Genomic DNA, 22,549 nt, shown 5'->3' on the forward strand with positions numbered 1-22,549 from the left:
GTCAGCGACGCGAGTCGGCCAGCCGGTAGCCGACGCCGCGTACGGTCTCGATGTAACGGGGCGAGGCCACCGGGTCGTTCAGCTTGCGCCGGAGGTTGGCCATGTGGACCTCGACCGCCCGGCGGTCGGAGTCGCTGACGTAGCCGCTGGTCGCGTAGTCGCCGCGCAGCTCGAGGGCCAGCGCGTCCTTGGAGATGACCCGGCGTGCGCCCGACATGATCGCCAGCAGCAGGTCGAACTCGCTGCGGGTCAGCTCGAGCGGGGCGCCGTCGAGGTCCACGAGCCACATCTCGGAGTTGATCCGCAGGCCGTTGTGGCTGAGCCAGCCACCCGCCGCGTCGTCCTCGGCCTGCGGCGGGGCCGCGGGCGTCGGTGCCGCCGCAGCCGCCGGCGCGGGCTCGGCGGGTGCCGACGAGCCGGCCGCGGCCTGCACCGGGGTCACGTAGCGGCGCAGCATGGCCTCGATGCGGGCCCGCAGCTCCCGCGGCCGGAAGGGCTTGGTGAGGTAGTCGTCGGCCCCGGCGTCGAGGCCCATCAAGGTGTCGATCTCCTCGTCGCGCGCCGACAGCATGATGATGTACGTCGAGCTGAAGGACCGGATCTGGCGCGCGACCTCGAAGCCGTCGATGCCCGGCAGGCTGATGTCGAGGGTCGTGAGGATCGGGTCGTACGCCCGGACCGCGGCGATGCCCTCCTGGCCGGACTCGCAGGTGTGGCAGCGGAAGCCGGCCTGGTCGAGGATGGCTGCGAGGAGGTTCCGGATGTCCGCGTCGTCCTCGATCACGACGGCGACGCGTTCCGGCTCGGCTGCCATGGGAGTCACCGTACCGACCCGATGGTCATCGCTGCGGCAGCACGCCCGGACGCGGGCACCTTCGAGGCCCTCCGGGACTCAGGCACCGGTCACCGCCGGCTCCGTCGCGGGTCGTGCCGACGCGGGGTGAGGCCGGTCGTCGGAGCGCGGGAGCGTGAAGTGCAGGGTGGCTCCGCGCTCGGCGTTGTTGGTCGCCCAGATCCGTCCGCCCGAGCGCTCCACCAGGCTGCGGCTGATGGCCAGCCCGAGCCCGAACCCGCCCTGCTCGCGCGCGTCGCTGGAGTCCACCTGCTCGAAGCGGTTGAAGATCCGCTCGAGCCGGTCCTCGGGGATGCCGCGGCCCTGGTCGGCGACCCGGAACTCGACCACGTCGTCGTGCGTCCGGGCGTCGACCGACACGAGCCCACCTGGGTAGGAGAACTTGAGCGCGTTGCCGATGAGGTTGATGAGCGTCTGGACCGCCCGGTCGGGGTCGGCGTGCACGGCGCCCTCGAGCGGGCCGACGCTGACCTCTACGTCGGCCTCGGTCGCGAGCACCTGCATCTGCTCGACGGCGGCCGAGACCACGTCGCGCGCCTGCTGCCGGCCGGGCTGCAGCACCAGCACGCCGGACTCGATGCGCTCGATGTCGAGGATGTCGTCGACCAGCCGGTTGAGGCGGTGGGCGCTGATGGAGGCGATCTCGAGCATCCGGCCCGCGGCCGGCGGCAGGCGACCGAGCGCGCCGCCGGAGATGAGCCCGAGCGAGCCCTGGATCGCGGTGAGCGGGGTGCGCAGCTCGTGGCTGACCATCGAGACGAACTCGGACTTGAGCCGGTCGACCTCGCGGCGCTGGGTCACGTCGCGGAAGATGACGACGGCTCCCACGACCGCGTCCTCCTCGGTGAGCGGCGTCGTCGTGACCTCGACGGGCAGCATCCGCCCGTCCGCGCAGACGTAGCTGTCCGCCTCGGCCGTGCTCACCAGGCCCTCGCGCACCGCCTCGATGATGTAGCACTGGTCCTTGGGCATCAGCCCGCCGTCGGGCGCGCGCTCGTGGAAGGTCGCGTGCGCGTCCCGGCCGATGAGGTCGGCCGCGGCGTAGCCCAGCGCCCGCGAGGTGGCCGGGTTCACGAACGTGATCATCCCGTCGGGGTCGACGCCGTAGATCCCCTCGCCGACCGAGTCGACGAGCAGGTCGGTGCGGGCCGTGATCTGGCGCAGCGACCGCGTCCGCTCGGCCACCCGCTCCTCGAGCTGGCGCCGGAGCCGGTCGTTGTCCAGGCCGAGCAGGCTCTGCCGGGCGAGCACGGCGATCACCACGAGCAGCAGCAGGACGACCGCCGACGGGCTGACCCGGTCCGCGCCGAAGGCGGCGAGCGTGACGCCCAGGCCGATCAGGAAGAGCGTGAACAGCACCGCGGTGCTCAGCAGCGGCGAGCGCTCGCGGGTGCTGGCCTCCGGTTCGGGCAGGCGCAGCGACGGCGCCCAGATGGCCAGCACCAGCAGCAGGTAGCCCGACAGCCAGCCCGCGTCGACGAGCGATCCGTAGCTGAACTGCCGCCCGGAGGCCGCGACGAAGGCGAACGCGAAGTCGGAGGCGGCGAAGCAGTAGAAGCTCGCGGCCACCAGGCCGAGCATCAGGTGGTCGCGCCGCGAGCGTAGGTGGAGCAGGGTCGCCAGCGTGGCCAGCACGACGTCGGTCACGGGGACGACCAGCAGCGGCCAGCCGCCGGGGTTGTCGACCAGCAGGTCGGGGAAGAGGGTGACGTCGGCGACGAGCAGGATCGAGCCGCCGATGACGATCCCGTCGAGCACCATCCGGGTCAGGTCGGTGGTCCGGCGGCGGCTGCTCGGGAACTGCACGAGCCCGGCGACCGCGACCGCCAGGGCGAGCGTGAGGACGAGGTCGCCGGGCATGACGCGTCCGGGTGCGGTGGCCCGCGGCAGGAGCAGCTGCAGCAGGTTCGACAGCGACGCCAGGAGGCAGGCCGCGACGAACAGCAGGTACGCCCGCCGGCGCCGGCCCCGGTGGGCGAGGACCCGCGGGCGGAAGCCGAGGGCCGCGACGAGCCCGCAGCCGGCCAGCGTGGTCAGCGTGACGGTCTGGCGGACGCGGTGCGGCAGGTCGCTGGCCAGGACCACCACCAGGACGGCGAGCACCAGGGCCACGGCGAGGCCGGTCAGCCGGAGCCGTCGGGCCGCCCGCACATGGGCGTCGAGCTGGCCCTCCATGCCGTAAAAATAGCATCGAGAGGCTGCCTCACGGGCTGGTCCGGAGGGCTCGGCGAGCAGTCCTCCACCTCTGCCCGACCTCTCCCCGCCCTCCGCCCGACCTCTGTTCGCCCAGGGCCGGCGGCCGTACGATGTCGGGCGTGACGGAGCAGGTCCGGCGCGTGCTGGTCGTGGACGACGACGAGCTGCTCCGCGAGGTCGCGAAGGCCTCGCTCGAGCTCGTCGCCGGCTGGGAGGTGAGCACGGCGTCGTCCGGGCAGGAGGCCGAGGAGATGGCCCGCGAGCAGCACCCGGACCTGATCATGCTCGACGTGATGATGCCCGGTCAGGACGGGCCGACGACGTTCGCGCGGCTGCGCGAGGACGAGCGCACCGAGGACATCCCGGTCGTCTTCCTCACCGCGAAGAACAACACCGAGGGCTGGCAGGGCAGCGGGGTGGCCGGCGTGATCGCCAAGCCCTTCGACGCGATGCGGCTCGCGGCCCAGGTCAGCCGGCTGCTGGGCTGGGACGCGTGAGCGCCGGCAGCGGGCGCGCGGAGCTGCCCGGGGACGGCTGGGCCGACCCGTCCCCGGACGGGCCGGAGGCCCTCGCCGACGAGCGGCTGCTGGCCGCCTTCGAGCGGCGCGCGACGGCCGCGAACCTGGACCGTGTCGTCCGCGTCGCCGCGCTGCTCGAGCGTGGCGAGACCGGCACCCTGGACGAGGCGGGCCGGCAGGAGGCGGAGAGCCTGGCGCACCAGGTGGTCGGCTCGGCCGGCACCTTCGGCCACCCCGCGGCGTCGCTGGACGCGGCGAGGCTCGAGCGCTTCTTCGGCGTCGGGGCGCCGGTGCACGAGCGGCCGTGGGAGGAGCGGGAGCGCGCCCGCGCGACGCTCGACCGGCTCACCGCCGAGCTCGGCGGCTGAGCCCGCGGCTGCTCAGCGGCTGGTCAACAGCTGTTGAGCGGCCGCTCGCGGTGGGGGACCGACAGCCTAGGTGCGCCAGCCGTAGACCTGCGGCGCCGGCGGCCGCACGGGGACGTCGCGCCGGTGCAGGGCCCACGCGGCCACGACCCCGCCGACCGCGCCGCCGAGGTGCGCCTGCCAGCTGACGCCCGCGGCCCCGGGGAGGACGCCCCAGAGCAGCCCGCCGTAGACGAGCAGGATCACCACGGCCAGCGCGACCTGCCCGGGGCGGCGCGACCACACGCCGCGGACGAGCAGGTAGGTCAGCCAGCCGAAGATGACCCCGCTGGCCCCCAGCACGATCGTCCCGGCGGGGGTGAGGAGCCAGGCGAGCAGACCCGAGGACACGACGCTGACCAGCGTGGAGACCACCCAGCGGGCCACGCCGCCGAGGAGGACGAGCAGGCCGAAGGCGAAGAAGGGGACGGAGTTGCTCGCGAGGTGGTCCCACCCCGCGTGCAGCAGCGGCGCGGTGAAGATCTCGGGCAGGCCGTCGACCTCGCGGGCCCGGATGCCGTACGCGTCCAGGGCGTTGCCGCTCAGCTGGTCGAGCACCTCGACGACCCACAGGCCGGCGAGGAGCAGGGCCATCACGAGCACCGCGTGCAGCGGGCGGACCGGCTGGCTCTTCATGCGCTCCTCCGTGACGGTGGGGCCTCCAGGGTGCCCGGGACGGGCAAACCCGGGTCTGGCTCCAGACGCTCGGAGCGTCCTCCTGGGGACCGGGTGCGTGCCGCTCGTCCACAGGCCGTCGTCGGACCACGGAGTCGTCCACAGGACGCCGCCGGCACCCGGCACGACGAGGGCCGGTCGCACCACAGTCCCGACGTGACCACCTCCTACCGCCCCGCCGCCTCGCCCGACCGCCGGCCCGACGCCCCCGTCCGGCTCCGGGTCCGCGAGCCCGCCGACCTGCTCGCCACGGTCCCGTACCTGCTGGGCTTCCACCCCACCGAGTCGCTCGTGGCCCTGTTCCTGCGCGACGGCCGGGTGCTGCTCGCCGCCCGCTTCGACCTGGCCCGCGGTCTGGCGGAGGAGGTCGCCGACCTCGTCGAGCAGCACGCGGTCACCGGCCTCGTCCTCGTCGCGTACGCCGCGGACGGCCCGCGGGGTCGCGCGGTGCTGGAGGAGCACCGCGCCGCGCTGGCGGGCGTCGAGCTCGTCGATCTGCTCCTCGTCGACGGCCGGCGCTGGTGGTCGCTGACCTGCACCACGGGCTGCTGCCCCGCCGAGGGCCGGGCGTACGCACCGGCGGAGCACCCGATCAGCGCCGAGGCCGTGTACGCCGGCCTCGTCGCCCGCCCCGACCGGGAGAGCGTGGTGGACACCGTCGCCGGGCCCCCGGAGCCGGACTGGGCGGGGCTGCGGCTCCGCGTCGCGGCGCTCGGGCCGCAGGTGGGCGCGGGCACGGCGACGCAGCGCCAGGACCTCCTCGGCCGCGCGGTCGTGGACGCGCTCGCCCGGGTCCCGGAGCCCGGGAGCGGCGGTGCTGCCGCACCCGCGGACGACGACGACCTGCTCGTGCTGGCGCTGCTGGCCCGAGAGACGGTCGTGCGTGACGTCGCGTGCGCGCTGGTGACCCGCGAGGACGCCCGGCGCCACGTCGACCTGTGGTCGGCCGTGGTCCGCCGGGTGCCGCCCGAGGTGGCCTGCGGCCCGCTCGGCGTCCTCGGGATCGCCGCCTGGGCCGACGGGAACGGCACGCTGCTCAACGCCTGCTGCGAGCGGCTCGAGCGCCTCGACCCGGCGTACCCGATGGGCCGGCTGCTGTCCGACGTGAGCCGCCGGGCGCTGGCGCCGGCCTGGTGGGACGCGATGGCCGACGGCCTCCGGCACGACCTCGGCATGGCTCGCTGAGCCGGCGGCGTCCCACTAGGGTTCGGGCATGACGCGCTTCGTGGTCTGCGGCGAGACCCTGATCGACCTGGTCCGGTCCAGCACGGAGGAGGCGACGCCGTTCCGCACCGTCTGGGAGGCCCTGTCCGCGGGCGGCCCGATGAACTCCGCCGTCGCGCTGGGCAGGCTCGGGGCGCAGACGCAGTTCCTCGGGCGGCTGTCGGACGACGCGTTCGGTCCCCAGCTGCGGGCCCACATCGAGGAGGCCGGGGTCGGGCTCGACCTCGCGACCGAGTCGTCCCAGGCGACCTCGGTCGCGGTGGTGAGCCTCGACGGCGAGGGCGTCGCGACCTACACCTTCCACTTCAACGACACCGCGAACTTCGGCTGGCGGGCCGACGAGCTGCCCGCGCTCGGCGAGGGCGACTGGCTCCACATCGCGTCCTTGTCCTGCGTCGTGAGCCCCGGTGCGGAGGTGCTGCTCGACTGGATGCCCGGCGTGCGGAGCGGGGTGTCCTACGACGTCAACGTGCGCCCCACGGTCATCACCGACCCGGGGGAGTACTGGGCGAAGGTCGAGCCGTGGCTGCGCGCGGTCGGCGAGCGCGACGGCATCGTGAAGGCCAGCGACGCCGACATCGACTTCCTCTCGCGCGTCCTCGGCGGCGGCGACGCGGTCGACGTCGCGGCGGGCTGGGTCGAGCGGTACGGCCTCGGCCTCGCGGTCGTCACCCTCGGCCCGGGCGGCGGCGTGGCGATCGAGCCCGGCGGGCGGCGTACGCACGTCCCCGGCTTCCCGACCGAGGTCGTCGACACGGTCGGGGCGGGGGACACGTTCATGGCCGGGTTCCTCGAGGCGCGGGTCGCCCAGGACCTCGACCTGGAGGAGTGCCTGCGGCGCGGGGCTGCGGCCGCGTCGATCGTGTGCTCGCGCCAGGGCGCGCAGCCGCCGACGGCCGCCGAGGTCGACGCGCTGATCGCCGCCGCGCGGGGCTGACCCGCCGGCGGGACCGCTCGAGCCCGCGCGGCGGCACCTGACCGAGCGGCGTGGTCGAGGACGCCGACCTCGTCGAGGCCTTGCGACGGGTTGGAGGAGCGTCCTGCCACGCCCTCAGAGCCGTTCTCTTCGCGCTCTCGTTGAATCGTGCCAGAGCGGCTCGGACGTCAGGCGCCGTCACCCGGCAGGTTGACGCTCATGCAGGCTCGTGGTCTGCTGCTCTAGAACGTTTCATTCGACACCGAGGAGCCTCATGCCCGACTGGTCCGCCGTCCTGGTCTCGCCGAACGCCGACTTCGACGGCGCTCCGCTGCTGCGGACCGAGCTGCGCCTCGACACCGGCCACGGAGCGGTCCGGCGGGCGGTGCTGCGGGCGACCGCGCACGGCGTCCTCGAGGCGTTCCTGGGCGGCGAGCCGGTGGACGACAGCGTGCTCAGCCCGGGCTGGACGAGCTACGAGTGGCGGCTGCGCTACGTCGAGCGCGACGTGACCGCGCTGCTGGGCCGGGCGGCGGGTCCGGACCTGGCCGCCCCGGTCGTGCTCGGCGTCGCCCTGGGCAACGGGTGGTTCCGCGGCCGCCTCGGCTGGGCCGGCGGGCGGGCCTACTACGGCGACGAGCTCGGGGCGCTCGTGCAGCTCGACGTCACCTTCGACGACGGCCACACCCAGACCGTGGGGACCGACGAGAGCTGGACGGCCGGTCCGTCGGCGACGACGGCCAACGACCTCTACGACGGGCAGACGATCGACGCCCGTCGCCAGGACGACGCCTGGCTCCGGCCCGGCCACGTCGACCCGGCGTGGACCGGCGTGCACCGCGGCGAGCTCGACCTCGCCACCCTCGAGCCCTACGTCGGGCCGCCGGTGCGCCGCGTGCTCGAGGTCGCGCCCCAGCGGATCTGGACCTCCCCGGCCGGACGCACGCTGGTCGACTTCGGGCAGAACCTCGTCGGCTGGCTGAAGGTCCGCGTCCAGGGACCTGCCGGGAGCACCGTGACCCTGCGCCACGCCGAGGTGCTCGAGCACGACGAGCTCGGCACGCGTCCGCTGCGCAGCGCGGCGGCCACCGACCGCCTCGTGCTCAGCGGCGGGGCGGACGAGTTCGAGCCGACCCTCACGTTCCACGGGTTCCGCTACGCCGAGGTCGAGGGCTGGCCCGGCGAGCTGACCGCCGACGCCCTCACCGCGGTCGTGGTCTCCTCGGACCTGCGCCCGACGGGGGAGTTCGCCTGCTCCGACGCGCTGGTCACCCAGCTGCACCGCAACGCGGTCTGGGGCACCCGGGGCAACTTCCTCGACGTGCCGACCGACTGCCCGCAGCGCGACGAGCGGCTCGGGTGGACCGGTGACATCGCCGCCTTCGCACCGTCGGCGGCGTACCTCTTCGACGTCGACGACTTCCTGCGCGACTGGCTGCGCGACCTTGCCGCCGAGCAGCGCGCGGCCGACGGCATGGTCGCCTGGGTCGTCCCCGACGTGCTCAAGTACCTGGTCGGCGACGACGTCGGGGCGAGCCCCTTCGGGACCCCGGACTCGACGGCCATCTGGAGCGACGCCTCGGTCTGGGTGCCCTGGGCCCTGTGGCAGGCGTACGGGGACCGCCGGGTGCTGGAGGACCAGTACGACTCGATGGCCGCGCACGTGCGCCGGGTGGAGACGCTGCTCTCGCCGACCGGGCTGTGGGAGCACAGCTTCCAGTTCGGCGACTGGCTCGACCCGACCGCCCCGCCGGAGGACGCGGCCCTGGCCAAGGCGGACCCCAGCGTCGTGGCCACGGCGTCGCTGTTCCGCAGCGCCGACCTGGTCGCGCGGACGGCGGAGCTGCTCGGTCACGACGACCAGGCCCACTTCCGCGCGCTCGCCGAGCGCACCCGGGCCGCCTTCGTCGAGCACTACGTGGACGCCGAGGGGCGGATCGCCAGCGACGCGGTGACCGTCTACGCGCTGGCCATCGCCTTCGGCCTCCTGGACGCCGGGCAGCAGGAGCGGGCGGGGGAGCGCCTCGTCGAGCTCGTGCGCGCGGGCGGCCACCACATCCAGACCGGCTTCGCGGGGACGCCCTTCGTCACCGACGCCCTCACCGCGACCGGCCACCTGGACGACGCGTACGCGCTGCTGCTCCAGCGCGAGTGCCCGTCGTGGCTCTACCCCGTGACCATAGGGGCGACGACGGTCTGGGAGCGGTGGGACTCGATGCTGCCCGACGGCACCATCAACCCGGGCGAGATGACGAGCTTCAACCACTACGCGCTCGGGGCGGTCGTGGACTGGCTGCACCGCACCGTGGCCGGCCTCGCCCCGCTCGAGCCCGGCTACGCGCGCGTCCTCGTCGCCCCGCAGCCCGGCGGCGGGCTGACGTGGGCCCGCACCGCGCTGGAGAGCCGGCACGGCCGCACCGCCGTGGCCTGGAGCCTGGAGGAGGGCGGTGAGCTGCAGGTCGACGTGACGCTGCCCGAGGGGGTGACCGGGGTCGTGCGCCTGCCCGGCCAGCCCGACCGCGAGGTCGGCAGCGGCGAGCACCACGTCCGGAGCAGCCCGGCCGCCGCCGTGCTCTGAACCGTTATCAAGCCGAGGTGACGAGGCCCCTCCGACCTGTTGACGTCGGACGGGGCCTCGGCTACCGTTCCCTTATTGAAACGATCCAGGCACCGCGGCCCGGACGGCTCTGGCCTCTGCGCGGATGTCGTTAACTCCGGAGGTCCCATGTTCCGTCCGACGCTCCGACGAGGGCTCGCGCTGGTCGCGCTCGCCTCGTCCGTCGCCCTGGCGTCGTCCGGCTGCAGCGCCGGCAGCCTCGGCAGCAGCAGCGACGCCGGGGGCAGCGGCAGCGCCGCCGCCACCGAGATCACGTACCTGATCCCGAGCGACGACGCCACGGTCGCGCAGACCAAGGCGCTCATCTCGGCCTTCCAGGCCGCCAACCCGGGCATCACCGTCAAGACCGACACCCGCCCGGGCGGCAGCGACGGCGACAACATCATCAAGACCCGCCTCGCCACCAGCGACATGGCCGACGTCTTCGTCTACAACAACGGCTCGCTGCTGCAGGCGATCAAGCCCGAGCAGAACCTGACGCCGCTGGACGACCAGCCCTTCGCCGGTCAGCTGGACGACAACTTCGCGGCCTCGTCCAAGGGCACCGACGGCAAGCTGTACGGCGGCCCGATCGGCACGGCCTTCGGCGGCGGCGTGCTCTACAACATCCCGGTCTACAAGAAGCTCGGCCTCGAGATCCCGAAGACCTGGGACGAGTTCATCGCCAACAGCAAGAAGATCAAGGACGCGGGCGACGGGGTCGCGCCGATCGAGCAGACCTACGGCGAGACGTGGACCTCGCAGCTCTTCGTGCTCGGCGACTACGCCAACGTCGAGGCGGCGGTGCCCGACTTCGCCAGCCGGTACACGGCCAACCAGGCGAGCTACGCGAACACCCCGGCCGCCCTGGCGGGCTTCCAGCACATCCAGGAGGTCCGCGACGAGGGCCTGCTGAACAAGGACTACGCCTCCGCGACGCTGAACGACGGCATGAAGGCCGTGGCCGAGGGCACCGCCGCGCAGTACCCGCAGCTCGGCGGCTCGGCGGCCAACATCGAGAACCTCGCCCCGGGCAAGACCAACGACGTCGGCATCTTCGCCCTCCCCGGCGACGACGCCAGCAAGAACAACCTGACGGTGTGGCCGGGCACCTCGGCGCTCTACATCCCGAAGTCGACCGAGGGCGACAAGGCGGACGCGGCCAAGAAGTTCGTCGCCTTCGCCGCCACGCAGCAGGGCTGCGACGCCACCCTCGAGGCCTCGCCGCCGCAGGGCCCGTTCCTGTCGAAGGCCTGCTCGCTGCCGGCCGACGTCTCCCAGGTCGCCAAGGACACCCAGGCCTACTTCGACGCCGGCCGGGCGACGCCCGCGCTGGAGTTCAAGTCCCCGGTGAAGGGCCCGAACCTCGAGCAGATCTGCATCCAGGTCGGCACCGGCCAGGAGAGCGCCGACAAGGCCGCGTCGCTCTACGACGCCGACGTCAAGAAGCAGGCCCAGCAGCTGAACCTCCCCGGCTGGGACTGACCCGCCGCCCCTCCGGCCGGCTACCGGGCACGGTCCGCCCTGCGGTCTGCGCGACCCGGAGCCGGCCGGAGGGCTCGCTCCCACCCAGCACGACGCACCTCAAGGAGACTCCGATGGCGAGCACGGTGGACACGCCGCAGGGCCTGCCGCACGCAGCCCCGGCGGTGGCCGGGACGACGGCGGCCGGGGCTTCCGGCCGGAGGCGACGGGGGCCGTACCCGTACTGGTTCCTGCTGGTGCCCGGCGTCATCTACCTCATCTTCTTCGTCGTGCCGACGCTCTCGTCGTTCTACTTCTCCTTCACCCGCTGGGACCTCTTCACCTCGCGCTGGATAGGGCTGGAGAACTACAAGACGTTCTTCGCCGAGCAGGCCCTGGTCATCGGCCTGCGGAACACGGTGGTCTACGCGGTCCTCACCTCGGGGATCAAGGTCGTGCTCGGCATGGCGCTGGCCGTCCTGCTGACGTCCAGGATCATCGCCCGCGGCTACCTGCGCTCGGTGATCTTCTTCCCGGTGCTGGTCAGCGTCATCGGGGTCGGGCTCACCTTCACGGTGCTGATGAACCCCGAGAAGGGGCTGATCAACACGACCCTCGCGCAGGTCGGCGTGGACGGGCCGGGCTGGCTCACCAACCCGAGCCTCGCGCTCGTCTCCGTCGCGCTGGTCGACGTGTGGAAGGGGGTCGGACTGGCGACCGTCATCTACATCGCGGGGCTCGTCTCGATCGCGGGGGAGTACAACGAGGCGGCCCAGGTGGACGGGGCCACCCGCTGGCAGACCTTCCGCAGCATCACGCTGCCCCTGATGCGCCCGGCGACGGCCTCGGTGATCACGCTGTCCCTGATCGGCGGCCTGCGCTCGTTCGACCTGATCTGGGCCATGACCCGCGGCGGGCCCGGCTTCGCCTCCGACGTCATCGCCTCGGTGATCTACAAGCAGTACCAGGCCGGCTTCTACGGCCTGTCCACGGCCGGCTCGGTCGTGCTGTTCCTGCTGGTGACGCTGATCGTGGTCCCGCTGACCCGGTGGCTGAACCGTGGCGAGGAGTCGTAGATGAAGAACACGCGTGGGGTCGTCATCGGCGGCTCGGCCATCGTCCTGACCTCGGTCTTCTTCCTGGTGCCGTTCCTGTTCGTGCTGTCCATCGCGTCGCAGGACCGGGTCCAGTCCAACGAGCTGCGCCTGGCCTGGCCGCGGAACTTCCAGCTGTTCCAGAACATCGCCGAGGCCTTCTCGGCGCGGGACTTCCTGATGGTGATCGCCTTCATCAACAGCGTGATCCTCACCGTGGTCAGCGTCGGCGCGCTGGTCCTGCTCGGCGCGATGGTCGCGTACGTGTGGCAGCGTCGCCCCGGTCGCTTCGGCAGCCTGGTGGGGATGCTCGTGCTGGCCGGGCTGATCGTGCCGCCGGCGATCGTCCCGACGATCTGGGTGCTGCAGCGCGTCGGGCTCTTCAAGACGATGCCTGGGCTGATCCTCATCGAGATCGCGTACGGGCTGCCCTTCTGCATCCTGCTCTTCCGGGCCTTCATCGCGCGCGTCCCCCGCGAGCTGGACGAGGCCGCGGTCGTGGACGGTGCGTCACCGCTGCAGGTCTTCTTCCGGGTGATCTTCCCGGTCCTGCGCTCGGTCATGATCACCGTGATCATCCTGCAGACGGTGTTCGTCTACAACGACTTCCAGAACCCGCTCTACTTCCTGCCGGGCACCCAGAACGCGACGATCCAGACCACGCTGCTCACCTACCAGAGCCAGTTCACGAGCCAGTACAACCTGCTCTTCGCCACCATCCTGCTCGTGACGATCCCGCCGCTGATCATGTTCGTCTTCTTCAACCGCAAGATCGTCGAGGGCATGGCCGCCGGCTCGGTCAAGGGCTGAGCGGTGGGGCCGCGGTCGTCCGGACGTCGGCCGGTCGCGGTGGGCCTACGACCCGGCGGGGGTCCGCTCGTGCGCGCTGCTGCGCCGGACGACGAGCTCGGGGGTGAAGCGGACGCCCTGGTGCTCGTGCGGGGTGTCGTGGTCGGCGGCCTCGATCTCGGAGAAGAGCAGCTCGGCGGCGCGCTCGCCGAGGGCCTCGCGGGGCTGGCGGACCGAGCTCAGCGGCACGGCGGCGGACGCGGCGAAGGAGATGTCGTCGTAGCCCACGAGCGCGACGTCGTCGGGCACCCGGAGGCCGTGCGTCACGAAGCCCTGCAGCAGGCCGATGGCCAGCAGGTCGTTCATGGCGAAGACCGCCGTCGGCCGCTCGACGTCGGGCAGGGCGACGATCTGGTCGGCCGCGGCGACCCCGGACGCCGACTCCATGGTCGGCGTGGTGATGAAGAGCAGCGAGGCGTCGCCGCCGTGCTGGCCGCGGGCGATCTCCGCGCCCATCCGCCGGTCGCGCACCTGGTGCAGCGTCCCCGGCCCGCCGACCACGGCGACGTCGGTGTGGCCCTGGCGGAACAGGTGGTCGACGGCCAGCCGCCCGCCCTCGACGTCGTCGACCGACACCGAGCAGTAGCCCCCGCCGATGCCCGCGCGGTCGAGGATGACGACGGGGATGCCGCGCCGGCGGAGCGCGTCGGCGCGCTCGCTCGGGCCGCTCACCGGCGCCCACAGCACACCGCCGACCCGCTGCTGCTCGAGCACCCGCAGCTGCTCGCTCTCGCGCTCGGCCTGCGAGGCGCTGTTGCTGGCCTGCACGTGGTAGCCGTGGCCGAGCACCCAGTCCTCGGCCCCGCGCAGGACGTCGGTGAAGAACGGGTTGCCGATGTCCATCACGACCATGCTGATCACGCGGCTGCGGCCGGCGCGGAGCTGGCGGGCGGACTCGTTCGGCACCCACCCGAGCTTGGTGATCGCGGTCTCGACACGCTCGCGCGTGGCCGGGCTGACCAGGTCGGGGGAGTTCACGACGTTCGACACCGTGCCGAGCGACACCCCGGCGAGGGTGGCGACGTCCTTCATGCTGGTCGAGGACCTGCGGGGCACGAGCTCTCCTCCGGTGCGCGACGACCACGCCGGGAGGTACCGGCGTTGAAGGTTTCAGCACCCTACCGCGGGGAACGCTCCCGCTCCGTGACCCGGCCCCGCCTCGCGCTGCGACGCCCCGTCCCCACGCTTGACAGCCCCCAGCCCCGGGCCTACTGTCGACCGCAGTTCGTGGAACGTTTCAACGACGAGGCCCGCGGGTACCGGAGGCGTGCCGGCCCCGGTGCCGGTCGCCGCGCCCGGCGAACGTCACCCACCTGCCCCGCCTCCAGAACGGACCCCCGATGACCACCTCGTCGACCGGCGCCCCGACCAGCGTGTCGACCGGCTTCGCCGCCATCGCCGACGTCCTCGCCGAGCAGGCCATCGAGCTGCCGTCGTGGGCCTTCGGCAACTCGGGCACCCGCTTCAAGGTCTTCGCGACCCCGGGCACGCCGCGCAGCGTCCAGGAGAAGATCGCCGACGCCGCGCGGGTGCACGAGCTGACCGGGCTGGCCCCCAAGGTCGCGCTGCACATCCCGTGGGACACCGTCGACGACTACGGCGCCCTGCGTGCGTACGCCGAGGGCCTGGGGGTGCGGATCGGCACGATCAACTCGAACACGTTCCAGGACGACGCGTACAAGTTCGGCAGCCTGACCCACGTCGACGAGACCGTGCGGCGCAAGGCGGTCGAGCACCACTTCGCCTGCATCGACGTCATGGACGCCACCGGGTCGCGCGACCTCAAGATCTGGCTGGCCGACGGGACCAACTACGCCGGCCAGGGCGACCTCCGCGGCCGCCAGGACCGCCTGGCCGAGAGCCTCGCGACGATCTACGACCGGCTCAGCGGCGACCAGCGCATGGTGCTGGAGTACAAGTTCTTCGAGCCGGCGTTCTACCACACCGACGTCCCCGACTGGGGCACCTCGTACGCGCAGGTGAGCGCGCTGGGCGAGCGGGCGATGGTCTGCCTGGACACCGGCCACCACGCGCCGGGGACGAACATCGAGTTCATCGTCATGCAGCTGCTGCGGCTCGGCAAGCTCGGCTCGTTCGACTTCAACTCGCGCAACTACGCCGACGACGACCTCATCGTCGGGGCGGCCGACCCCTTCCAGCTCTTCCGGATCCTCTTCGAGGTGATCCGCGGGGGCGGGCTGGGTCGCGACTCCGAGGTCGCCTTCATGCTCGACCAGTGCCACAACGTCGAGGACAAGGTCCCCGGCCAGATCCGCTCGGTGCTCAACGTGCAGGAGATGACGGCCCGAGCGCTGCTCGTCGACCGTGACGCGCTGGCCAAGGCGCAGGCCGACGGCGACGTCCTCGGCGCCAACGGCGTCCTCATGGACGCCTTCTACACCGACGTCCGGACCGACCTCGCCGCGTGGCGCGAGTCGCGCGGCCTGCCCGCCGACCCGATGCACGCGTACGCGGTCTCGGGCTACCAGCGCCGCATCGAGACCGAGCGCGTCGGCGGCACCCAGACCGGCTGGGGGGCGTGAGATGACCAACCCGACGGTCACCGAGCTGCTGGAGCGCAGCCACCGCCTGGGCGCGGAGAAGAAGAACACCAACTACGCCGGCGGCAACACCTCGGCCAAGGGCCGCGAGACCGACCCGGTCACCGGGCAGGCCGTCGAGCTGCTCTGGGTCAAGGGCTCCGGCGGGGACCTCGGCACCCTGACCGAGCCGGGGCTGGCCGTGCTCCGGCTCGACCGGCTGCGGGCGCTGGCCGACGTCTACCCGGGTGTCGAGCGCGAGGACGAGATGGTGGCGGCGTTCGACTTCTGCCTGCACGGCAAGGGTGGTGCGGCGCCGTCGATCGACACGGCGATGCACGGGCTCGTCGACGCCGCGCACGTCGACCACCTGCACCCCGACTCCGGCATCGCGATCGCCACGGCCGCCGACGGCGAGCAGCTGACGAAGGACGTCTTCGGCGGCCGGGTGGTGTGGGTGCCGTGGCGCCGCCCCGGCTTCCAGCTCGGCCTCGACATCGCGGCGGTCAAGGACGCGAACCCCGACGCGGTCGGCTGCGTCCTCGGCGGGCACGGCATCACCGCCTGGGGCGCCACGTCGGCCGAGGCGGAGGAGCACTCGTGCTGGATCATCGACACCGCTGCGGCCTACCTGAGCGAGCACTCCCGGCCCGAGCCCTTCGGACCGGCGCTGCCCGGCTACGGGGCGCTGCCCGAGGCGGAGCGCCGGGCCAGGGCGGTCGCGCTGGCCCCGACCGTGCGCGCGATCGCCTCCCACGACAGGCCGATGGTCGGCCACTTCACCGACGACCCCGCCGTCCTCGACTTCCTGGCCGCCGCCGAGCACCCACGCCTGGCCGCGCTGGGCACGAGCTGCCCCGACCACTTCCTGCGTACGAAGGTCAAGCCGCTCGTGCTCGACCTGCCGGCCGACGCCGACGTCGAGGCGGTGAAGGCGCGCCTGCGCGAGCTGCACGAGGCGTACCGCGCGGACTACCAGGCGTACTACGACCGGCACGCCGACGCGGGCAGCCCGGCGATCCGCGGGGCCGACCCCCTGGTCGTCCTCGTCCCGGGCGTGGGGATGTTCTCCTACGGCGCGACCAAGCAGACCGCGCGCGTCGCCGGCGAGTTCTACCTCAACGCGATCAACGTCATGCGCGGCGCCGAGGGCGTGTCGACGTACGCCCCGATCGACGAGGCGGAGAAGTTCCGCATCGAGTACTGGGCGCTGGAGGAGGCCAAGCTCCGGCGGATGCCGAAGCCCAAGCCGCTGGCCACGCGCGTCGCCCTGGTGACCGGCGCCGCGTCCGGCATCGGCAAGGCCATCGCCCACCGCCTCGCCGCGGAAGGGGCGTGCGTGGTGATCGCCGACCTCGACGTCGACAAGGCGCAGGCCGCGGCCGCGGAGATCGGCGGCACCGACGTCGCCGTCGGCGTCCGGGCCGACGTCACCGACGAGGACGCGGTCCAGGAGGCCGTCGACACGGCGGTCCTCGCCTTCGGCGGGCTCGACCTCGTGGTCAACAACGCCGGGCTGTCGCTGTCGAAGTCGCTGCTGGAGACCACCGCGAAGGACTGGGACCTGCAGCACGACGTCATGGCCCGCGGCTCGTTCCTGGTGTCGAGGGCGGCCGCGAGGGTGCTCATCGACCAGGGCCTGGGCGGCGACATCGTCTACATCTCGAGCAAGAACTCCGTCTTCGCCGGCCCCAACAACATCGCCTACTCCGCGACGAAGGCCGACCAGGCCCACCAGGTGCGCCTCCTCGCCGCCGAGCTGGGGGAGCACGGGGTCAAGGTCAACGGCATCAACCCCGACGGGGTGGTGCGGGGCTCGGGGATCTTCGCCGGCGGCTGGGGCGCCAAGCGTGCCGCGGTCTACGGCGTCGAGGAGTCCGAGCTCGGCGCCTACTACGCCCAGCGCACCCTGCTGAAGCGCGAGGTGCTGCCCGAGCACGTCGCGAACGCGGTCTTCGTGCTGTGCTCGGCCGACCTCAGCCACACCACCGGCCTGCACGTGCCGGTCGACGCCGGCGTGGCGGCGGCGTTCCTCCGGTGAGCGCCCCGGACCCGGTGTTCGTGGCCGTCGACATCGGCGCGTCGAGCGGGCGGGTGATGGCCGCGCGAGTGGTCGACGGACGCGTCGTGCTCGAGGCGGTGCACCGCTTCGACAACGGGGCGGTCCGCCGCGACGGTCACCTGCGCTGGGACCTGAGCGGGCTGTTCGAGCAGGTGCTCGTGGGCCTCGCCGCGGTCGTGGAGCGCCACGGCGGCGCAGCGAGCATCGGGATCGACACCTGGGCCGTCGACTACGGGCTGCTCGACGCCGACGGCCGGCTGCTCGCCGAACCCGTCGCCTACCGCGACGACCGCACCCACGGCGTCGCCGGCCGCATTCACGCGCGGATCCCGGCCGAGCGGCTCTACGCCATCAACGGGCTCCAGGAGCTGCCCTTCACGACGCTCTACCAGCTCCTCGCCGAGCAGTCCGAGCCCGGCTGGGCGCAGGCCCGCCACGCCCTCCTGCTGCCCGACCTGCTCGCGTGCTGGCTCACCGGCGAGCGCCGGACCGAGGTGACGAACGCGTCCACGACCGGGCTGCTCGACGCCCGTACGCGCACCTTCGACGCCGGCCTGCTCGGCGCCCTCGGGCTGCCCGCCGACCTCTTCGCGCCGTTGATCCGGCCCGGCGAGACGCTCGGCACCGTCACCGCGGAGGTGGCCGCGAGGACCGGGCTCGACCCGGCCACGCGGGTCGTCGCGGTGGGCTCGCACGACACGGCGTCGGCGGTCGTCGGGGTGCCCGCGCAGGACCGGGCGTTCGCGTACGTCTCGTCCGGCACGTGGTCGCTGGTCGGCGTCGAGCTCGACGAACCGGTGCTGACCGAGGAGAGCCGCGCGGCGAACTTCACCAACGAGGGCGGCGTGGACGGCCGCGTGCGCTACCTGCGCAACGTCGGCGGGCTCTGGCTGCTGCAGGAGTCGCTGCGCACGTGGCGCGAGCAGGGCCACGAGGTCGACGCCGACGTCCTGCTCGCCGAGGCGGCCGTGCTGCCCGCCGGCGGACCGGTGGTCGACGTCGACGACGAGCGGTTCATCGCGCCGGGCGACATGCCCGCGCGGATCCGCCAGGCGTGCGGGCGGGCCGGCCGGGAGGCGCCCGGCACCCCGGCGGAGGTCGTGCGCTGCATCCTCGACTCCCTCGCCGTCGCATACGCCCGCACGGTCGCGCAGGCGGTCGAGCTCTCGGGCGCCGAGGTCGACGTGGTGCACGTCGTCGGGGGTGGTTCGCAGAACGCGCTGCTCTGCCAGCTCACCGCCGACCTGTCCGGGCTCGAGGTGCGCTCGGGGCCGGTCGAGGCCACGGCGCTGGGCAACGTCGCCGTGCAGGCCCGGGCGGCGGGGGTGCTCACCGGCGACCTCGAGGACCTGCGCGCGGCGCTGCGCGTCGGCCTCGACCTGCGGACCTTCACCCCGCATCGCTCGACGGTCGGGGTGGGGAATGGTCAAACGTGAGACCAGGCCCTGAGAGGATCGCCGCGTGAGGATCGCGCTGTTCGTGACGTGCCTGGCCGACGGGCTCTACCCCGACGTCGGGCGGGCGACGGTCCGGGTGCTGGAGCGCCTGGGCCACACCGTCGAGTTCCCCGAGGCGCAGAGCTGCTGCGGCCAGATGCACGTCAACACCGGCTACCAGAAGCAGGCGGTGCCGCTGGTCGAGCGGTTCGCCGACGTGTTCGCGGGCTACGACGCCGTGGTCGCGCCGTCCGGGTCCTGCGTCGGCTCGGTGCGGCACCAGCACGCGATGCTCGCGCGCCGCTTCGGCTCGCGCGACCTCCAGCAGCAGGTCGACGTCGTCGCCGCCAAGACCTACGAGCTGTCGGAGCTGCTCGTCGACGTGCTCGGGGTGACCGACGTCGGCGCGTACTTCCCGCACACCGTGACCTACCACCCGACCTGCCACTCGCTCCGCCTGCTGCGCGTCGGCGACAAGCCGACCCGGCTGCTGCGGGCCGTCGAGGGCCTCGAGCTCGTCGAGCTGCCCGACGCGGACCAGTGCTGCGGCTTCGGCGGGACCTTCGCGCTCAAGAACGCCGACACCTCGACCGCGATGCTGGCCGACAAGATGCGTCACGTCCTGGACACGGGCGCGGAGGTCTGCAGCGCCGGTGACAGCTCCTGCCTGATGCACATCGGCGGCGGCCTCTCCCGCATCCGCGCCGGGGCCCGCACCCTGCACCTGGCCCAGATCCTGGCCTCGACCCGTGAGGACGCCGCATGAGCGCCGTGATGCTCGGCATGCCCGGAGCGCCCCCGACCTCACCGCGGGGCACCGGCCACCTCCGTGGCGAAGAGTCGTTCCCCGCGGCGGCGCGCCACTCGCTCGCCGACACCCAGCTGCGCTCGAACCTCGGCCACGCCACCCGGACGATCCGCGGCAAGCGCGCGGCCGTCGTCGCCGAGCTGCCGGACTGGGAGGAGCTGCGCGAGGCGGGCCGCCAGCTCAAGGTCCACACGATGGCGCACCTGCCCGACTACCTCGTGCAGCTCGAGGAGGCCGTGACCGCGCGCGGCGGGGTCGTCCACTGGGCCCGCGACGCCGCCGAGGCCAACCGCATCGTCGTCGACCTGGTGCGGGCCACCGGGTCGGACGAGGTCGTCAAGGTCAAGTCGATGGCGACGCAGGAGATCGCGCTCAACGAGGCGCTCGAGGAGGCGGGGATCGCCGCCTTCGAGACCGACCTCGCCGAGCTGATCGTGCAGCTCGGCAACGACCGCCCGAGCCACATCCTCGTGCCGGCGATCCACCGCAACCGCGCGGAGATCCGCGAGATCTTCCTGCGCGAGATGGGCGACGTCGACCCGGCCCTCAGCGACGACCCGGCCGCCCTGGCCAACGCCGCCCGGCTGCACCTGCGACGCAAGTTCCTGTCGGCGCGGGTCGCGGTGAGCGGGGCCAACTTCGCCGTCGCCGAGACCGGCACGCTGGCCGTCGTCGAGTCGGAGGGCAACGGACGGATGTGCCTGACCCTGCCGGAGACGCTGATCACGGTCATGGGCGTCGAGAAGCTCGTGCCCCGCTACGCCGACCTCGAGGTCTTCCTGCAGCTGCTGCCCCGCTCGAGCACGGGAGAGCGGATGAACCCCTACACCTCGATGTGGACCGGGGTCACCCCCGGCGACGGGCCGCAGGAGTTCCACCTCGTGCTCCTCGACAACGGCCGCAGCGCGGTGCTGTCCGACGCCGAGGGCCGCGACGCGCTCAACTGCATCCGCTGCAGCGCCTGCCTCAACGTCTGCCCCGTCTACGAGCGGGCCGGCGGGCACGCGTACGGGTCGGTCTACCCCGGCCCGATCGGGGCGATCCTGTCGCCGCAGCTGACCGGGGTGGAGGACAACGCCTCGCTGCCGTACGCGTCCTCGCTCTGCGGCGCCTGCTACGACGTCTGCCCGGTGAAGATCAACATCCCGGACATCCTCGTGCACCTGCGTGCCGAGCACACCGAGGCGCAGGCGGCCGCGAGCCGGGTCCCGACCGCCGAGGCCGCCGCGATGCAGGCGGCGTCGCTGGTCATGCGCAGCCCCCGCCGCTGGCGGCTCGCCCTGCGCGGTGGGCGCCTCGGACGGCTCCTCGGGCGGCGGCGCGGGGTCATCGGTGAGGTCCCGCTGCCGGTGCTCAAGCAGTGGACCGACGCGCGCGACCTGAGCCGGCCGCCGACGAGCACGTTCCGGGACTGGTGGGCGCGCGAGCACGGCGACTCCGGTCCTACCGACGGAGGCGGGCGATGAGCGCGCGCGACGAGGTCCTGGCCCGGATCGCCGACGCGCACCGGCTCGCGCCGCCGCCCGACCTGCCGTACGCCGCGCTGACCCGCGACTACCGCCGGGCGGACGCCGGGCCGCAGGACGGCTCCGCGGAGCTGGTCGAGGTGCTCGTCGACCGGTTGCTCGACTACAAGGCCCTGGTCCGGCGCACGACCGCCGACGGGCTGGCGGCGACGGTCGCCGAGGCCCTGCGTGAGCGCGGGGTGCGGTCGCTGGCCGTGCCCGAGGGCGTCGAGGCGGGCTGGCTGGACGCGGCGGCCGACGCCGGGCTGGAGGCGGTGGCCGACCCGGGCCCGGACGGACCGCTCAGCGTGGACGCCCTCGACCGCGTCGACGGCGTGCTGACCGGCTGCGCCCTCGCGGTGGCGGCCACGGGGACGCTGGTGCTCGACGGCACCGCGGGCCAGGGCCGTCGGGTCGTGACGCTCGTGCCCGACTACCACCTCTGCGTGGTGCGGGCCGACCAGGTCGTCGCGGACGTGCCGCAGGCGGTCGACCGGCTCGAGCCCACCCGCCCGACGACCATGATCAGCGGGCCGAGCGCGACCAGCGACATCGAGCTCAACCGTGTCGAGGGCGTCCACGGGCCCCGGACGCTCGAGGTGGTCGTCGTGGAGGGGCCGGCGCTCCCTCCCGATGCCTGAGTACTGCCTCGTCGGTCGAGTCGACCCGAGCCGGCTCGACGAGTACCGCGAGGTCCACGCCCGCGTGTGGCCCGAGCTCCTCGTCGCGCTGCGCGACGCGGGGTGGCGGCGCTACTCGCTCTTCCTCCGCGACGACGGCACCGTGATCGGCTACGCGGAGGCCGACGACCTGGACGAGGCGCAGGCCCGCGTGGCGCAGACCGCGGTGAACCGCCGGTGGCAGGCGGCCATGGCCGGGCTGTTCGTGACCGAGGGCGCGCCGGACGAGGCGTGGGAGCGGGTGCCGCAGGTGTTCCAGCTCGAGCGGCAGCTCGCCGAGGCGGGGCAGGCGTAGCACCGCTCCACCGCTCGGGCCGGGCGTCGGACCGGGGCGCGGAGCCGCCGCGGACACGCCGGCCGGCCGGGGCCGGACGTGCCACGCTGCGGGCATGCCCAGCGACCCGACCCAGGACCTCGCCACCTCCGACCTCCAGGCCGTGCGCCGGCTGCTCGCCGACCTGCGGCAGCAGCTGACCGCGACGCTCGACGACCTCGACGCCCGGGTGGACGCGGCCCTCGCCGCCGACACGGCTCCGACGCGGGCGTACTCGCGCCCGGCGCCCGTGCCCCCGCGCCGCATGGAGCAGATGACGCGCACCCCGGAGCCGACGGCCGACCTCGACGACCTCGTCGACGTGCTCGCCCCGCGCCTGCTGGAGCGGCTGGTCCCCGGGCTCCGGGACGCCCTGCGCGAGGACGGTTAGGCCGGAGGCTCCACGCCGACCTGCG

The 22,549-nt window shown here is 73.4% G+C and carries 20 protein-coding genes; 16 read left to right on the forward strand and 4 right to left on the reverse strand.

Translation table 11 applies throughout. From position 1 onward, the window contains the following. Window position 1 precedes the first annotated feature (1 nt). Entirely contained in the window at window positions 2-814 is an 813-nt protein-coding gene (locus tag BLU42_RS03665) for a response regulator transcription factor (protein WP_091073302.1), read from the reverse strand. 78 nt (window positions 815-892) lie between these two features. Then, on the reverse strand, window positions 893-3,028 hold the full coding sequence (locus tag BLU42_RS03670) for a sensor histidine kinase (RefSeq protein WP_091073303.1): 2,136 nt from the start codon (window positions 3,026-3,028) through the stop codon (window positions 893-895). Window positions 3,029-3,168: 140 nt separating this feature from the next. On the opposite strand from BLU42_RS03670, the gene BLU42_RS03675 reads away from it, so the two are divergent. Continuing rightward, a complete protein-coding gene (locus BLU42_RS03675; protein WP_231918422.1) occupies window positions 3,169-3,546 on the forward strand; it encodes a response regulator in 378 nt (125 codons plus the stop codon). After that, window positions 3,543-3,935, forward strand: a complete 393-nt coding sequence (locus BLU42_RS03680; protein ID WP_091073305.1) for an Hpt domain-containing protein — start codon at window positions 3,543-3,545, stop codon at window positions 3,933-3,935. The genes BLU42_RS03675 and BLU42_RS03680 overlap by 4 nt, the downstream gene beginning before the upstream one ends. 66 nt (window positions 3,936-4,001) lie before the next feature. Here the strand turns inward: BLU42_RS03680 and BLU42_RS03685 are convergent, their stop codons facing one another. Then, the gene (locus BLU42_RS03685; RefSeq protein ID WP_091079272.1) at window positions 4,002-4,565 is read right to left on the reverse strand and encodes a rhomboid family intramembrane serine protease; all 564 of its coding nucleotides are present in this window, start codon (window positions 4,563-4,565) and stop codon (window positions 4,002-4,004) included. 237 nt (window positions 4,566-4,802) lie between these two features. On the opposite strand from BLU42_RS03685, the gene BLU42_RS03690 reads away from it, so the two are divergent. The 6 genes from BLU42_RS03690 (at window position 4,803) to BLU42_RS03715 (ending at window position 12,750) form a co-directional block, all read left to right on the forward strand. Next, complete coding sequence (locus tag BLU42_RS03690) at window positions 4,803-5,831, forward strand: DUF4192 domain-containing protein (protein WP_157719755.1); 1,029 nt, start codon at window positions 4,803-4,805, stop codon at window positions 5,829-5,831. A 28-nt stretch (window positions 5,832-5,859) separates the two neighbouring features. After that, complete coding sequence (locus BLU42_RS03695; RefSeq protein ID WP_091073306.1) at window positions 5,860-6,807, forward strand: carbohydrate kinase family protein; 948 nt, start codon at window positions 5,860-5,862, stop codon at window positions 6,805-6,807. Window positions 6,808-7,060: 253 nt separating this feature from the next. Continuing rightward, window positions 7,061-9,364, forward strand: coding sequence for an alpha-L-rhamnosidase (locus tag BLU42_RS03700; RefSeq protein WP_091073307.1), 2,304 nt, complete (start codon window positions 7,061-7,063; stop codon window positions 9,362-9,364). A gap of 147 nt (window positions 9,365-9,511) precedes the next feature. Further along, a complete protein-coding gene (locus tag BLU42_RS03705; RefSeq protein ID WP_091073308.1) occupies window positions 9,512-10,867 on the forward strand; it encodes an ABC transporter substrate-binding protein in 1,356 nt (451 codons plus the stop codon). A gap of 113 nt (window positions 10,868-10,980) precedes the next feature. Next, window positions 10,981-11,922 (forward strand): carbohydrate ABC transporter permease, encoded by a 942-nt coding sequence (locus BLU42_RS03710; RefSeq protein ID WP_091073309.1) that lies wholly within the window; start codon window positions 10,981-10,983, stop codon window positions 11,920-11,922. Next, window positions 11,923-12,750: a carbohydrate ABC transporter permease gene (locus BLU42_RS03715; protein ID WP_091073310.1), complete on the forward strand. Its 828-nt coding sequence runs from the start codon at window positions 11,923-11,925 to the stop codon at window positions 12,748-12,750. 45 nt (window positions 12,751-12,795) lie between these two features. Here BLU42_RS03715 and BLU42_RS03720 read toward each other — a convergent pair whose 3' ends face one another. Beyond that, window positions 12,796-13,845, reverse strand: coding sequence for a LacI family DNA-binding transcriptional regulator (locus tag BLU42_RS03720; protein WP_231918424.1), 1,050 nt, complete (start codon window positions 13,843-13,845; stop codon window positions 12,796-12,798). Window positions 13,846-14,129: 284 nt separating this feature from the next. On the opposite strand from BLU42_RS03720, the gene rhaI reads away from it, so the two are divergent. The 8 genes from rhaI to BLU42_RS03760 all read left to right on the forward strand — a co-directional run bounded on the left by rhaI (window position 14,130) and on the right by BLU42_RS03760 (window position 22,524). Further along, window positions 14,130-15,332 (forward strand): L-rhamnose isomerase, encoded by a 1,203-nt coding sequence (rhaI, locus tag BLU42_RS03725; RefSeq protein WP_091073312.1) that lies wholly within the window; start codon window positions 14,130-14,132, stop codon window positions 15,330-15,332. A 1-nt stretch (window position 15,333) separates the two neighbouring features. Next, window positions 15,334-17,370, forward strand: coding sequence for a bifunctional aldolase/short-chain dehydrogenase (locus tag BLU42_RS03730; RefSeq protein ID WP_091073313.1), 2,037 nt, complete (start codon window positions 15,334-15,336; stop codon window positions 17,368-17,370). Beyond that, the gene (locus tag BLU42_RS03735; RefSeq protein ID WP_091073314.1) at window positions 17,367-18,827 is read left to right on the forward strand and encodes a rhamnulokinase; all 1,461 of its coding nucleotides are present in this window, start codon (window positions 17,367-17,369) and stop codon (window positions 18,825-18,827) included. The genes BLU42_RS03730 and BLU42_RS03735 overlap by 4 nt, the downstream gene beginning before the upstream one ends. A gap of 25 nt (window positions 18,828-18,852) precedes the next feature. Continuing rightward, window positions 18,853-19,593, forward strand: coding sequence for a (Fe-S)-binding protein (locus tag BLU42_RS03740; protein WP_091073315.1), 741 nt, complete (start codon window positions 18,853-18,855; stop codon window positions 19,591-19,593). Further along, window positions 19,590-21,101 (forward strand): LutB/LldF family L-lactate oxidation iron-sulfur protein, encoded by a 1,512-nt coding sequence (locus BLU42_RS03745; RefSeq protein ID WP_091073316.1) that lies wholly within the window; start codon window positions 19,590-19,592, stop codon window positions 21,099-21,101. Before BLU42_RS03740 ends, BLU42_RS03745 begins: the two co-directional genes overlap by 4 nt. Continuing rightward, on the forward strand, window positions 21,098-21,781 hold the full coding sequence (locus tag BLU42_RS03750; protein ID WP_091073317.1) for a LutC/YkgG family protein: 684 nt from the start codon (window positions 21,098-21,100) through the stop codon (window positions 21,779-21,781). The genes BLU42_RS03745 and BLU42_RS03750 overlap by 4 nt, the downstream gene beginning before the upstream one ends. After that, window positions 21,774-22,115: an L-rhamnose mutarotase gene (locus BLU42_RS03755; protein WP_091073318.1), complete on the forward strand. Its 342-nt coding sequence runs from the start codon at window positions 21,774-21,776 to the stop codon at window positions 22,113-22,115. Before BLU42_RS03750 ends, BLU42_RS03755 begins: the two co-directional genes overlap by 8 nt. 94 nt (window positions 22,116-22,209) lie before the next feature. Then, the gene (locus BLU42_RS03760; RefSeq protein WP_091073319.1) at window positions 22,210-22,524 is read left to right on the forward strand and encodes a hypothetical protein; all 315 of its coding nucleotides are present in this window, start codon (window positions 22,210-22,212) and stop codon (window positions 22,522-22,524) included. The last annotated feature ends 25 nt before the right edge of the window (window positions 22,525-22,549 follow it).

It is taken from the genome of Microlunatus sagamiharensis (assembly GCF_900105785.1).
In the GTDB taxonomy this organism is placed as follows: domain Bacteria; phylum Actinomycetota; class Actinomycetes; order Propionibacteriales; family Propionibacteriaceae; genus Microlunatus; species Microlunatus sagamiharensis.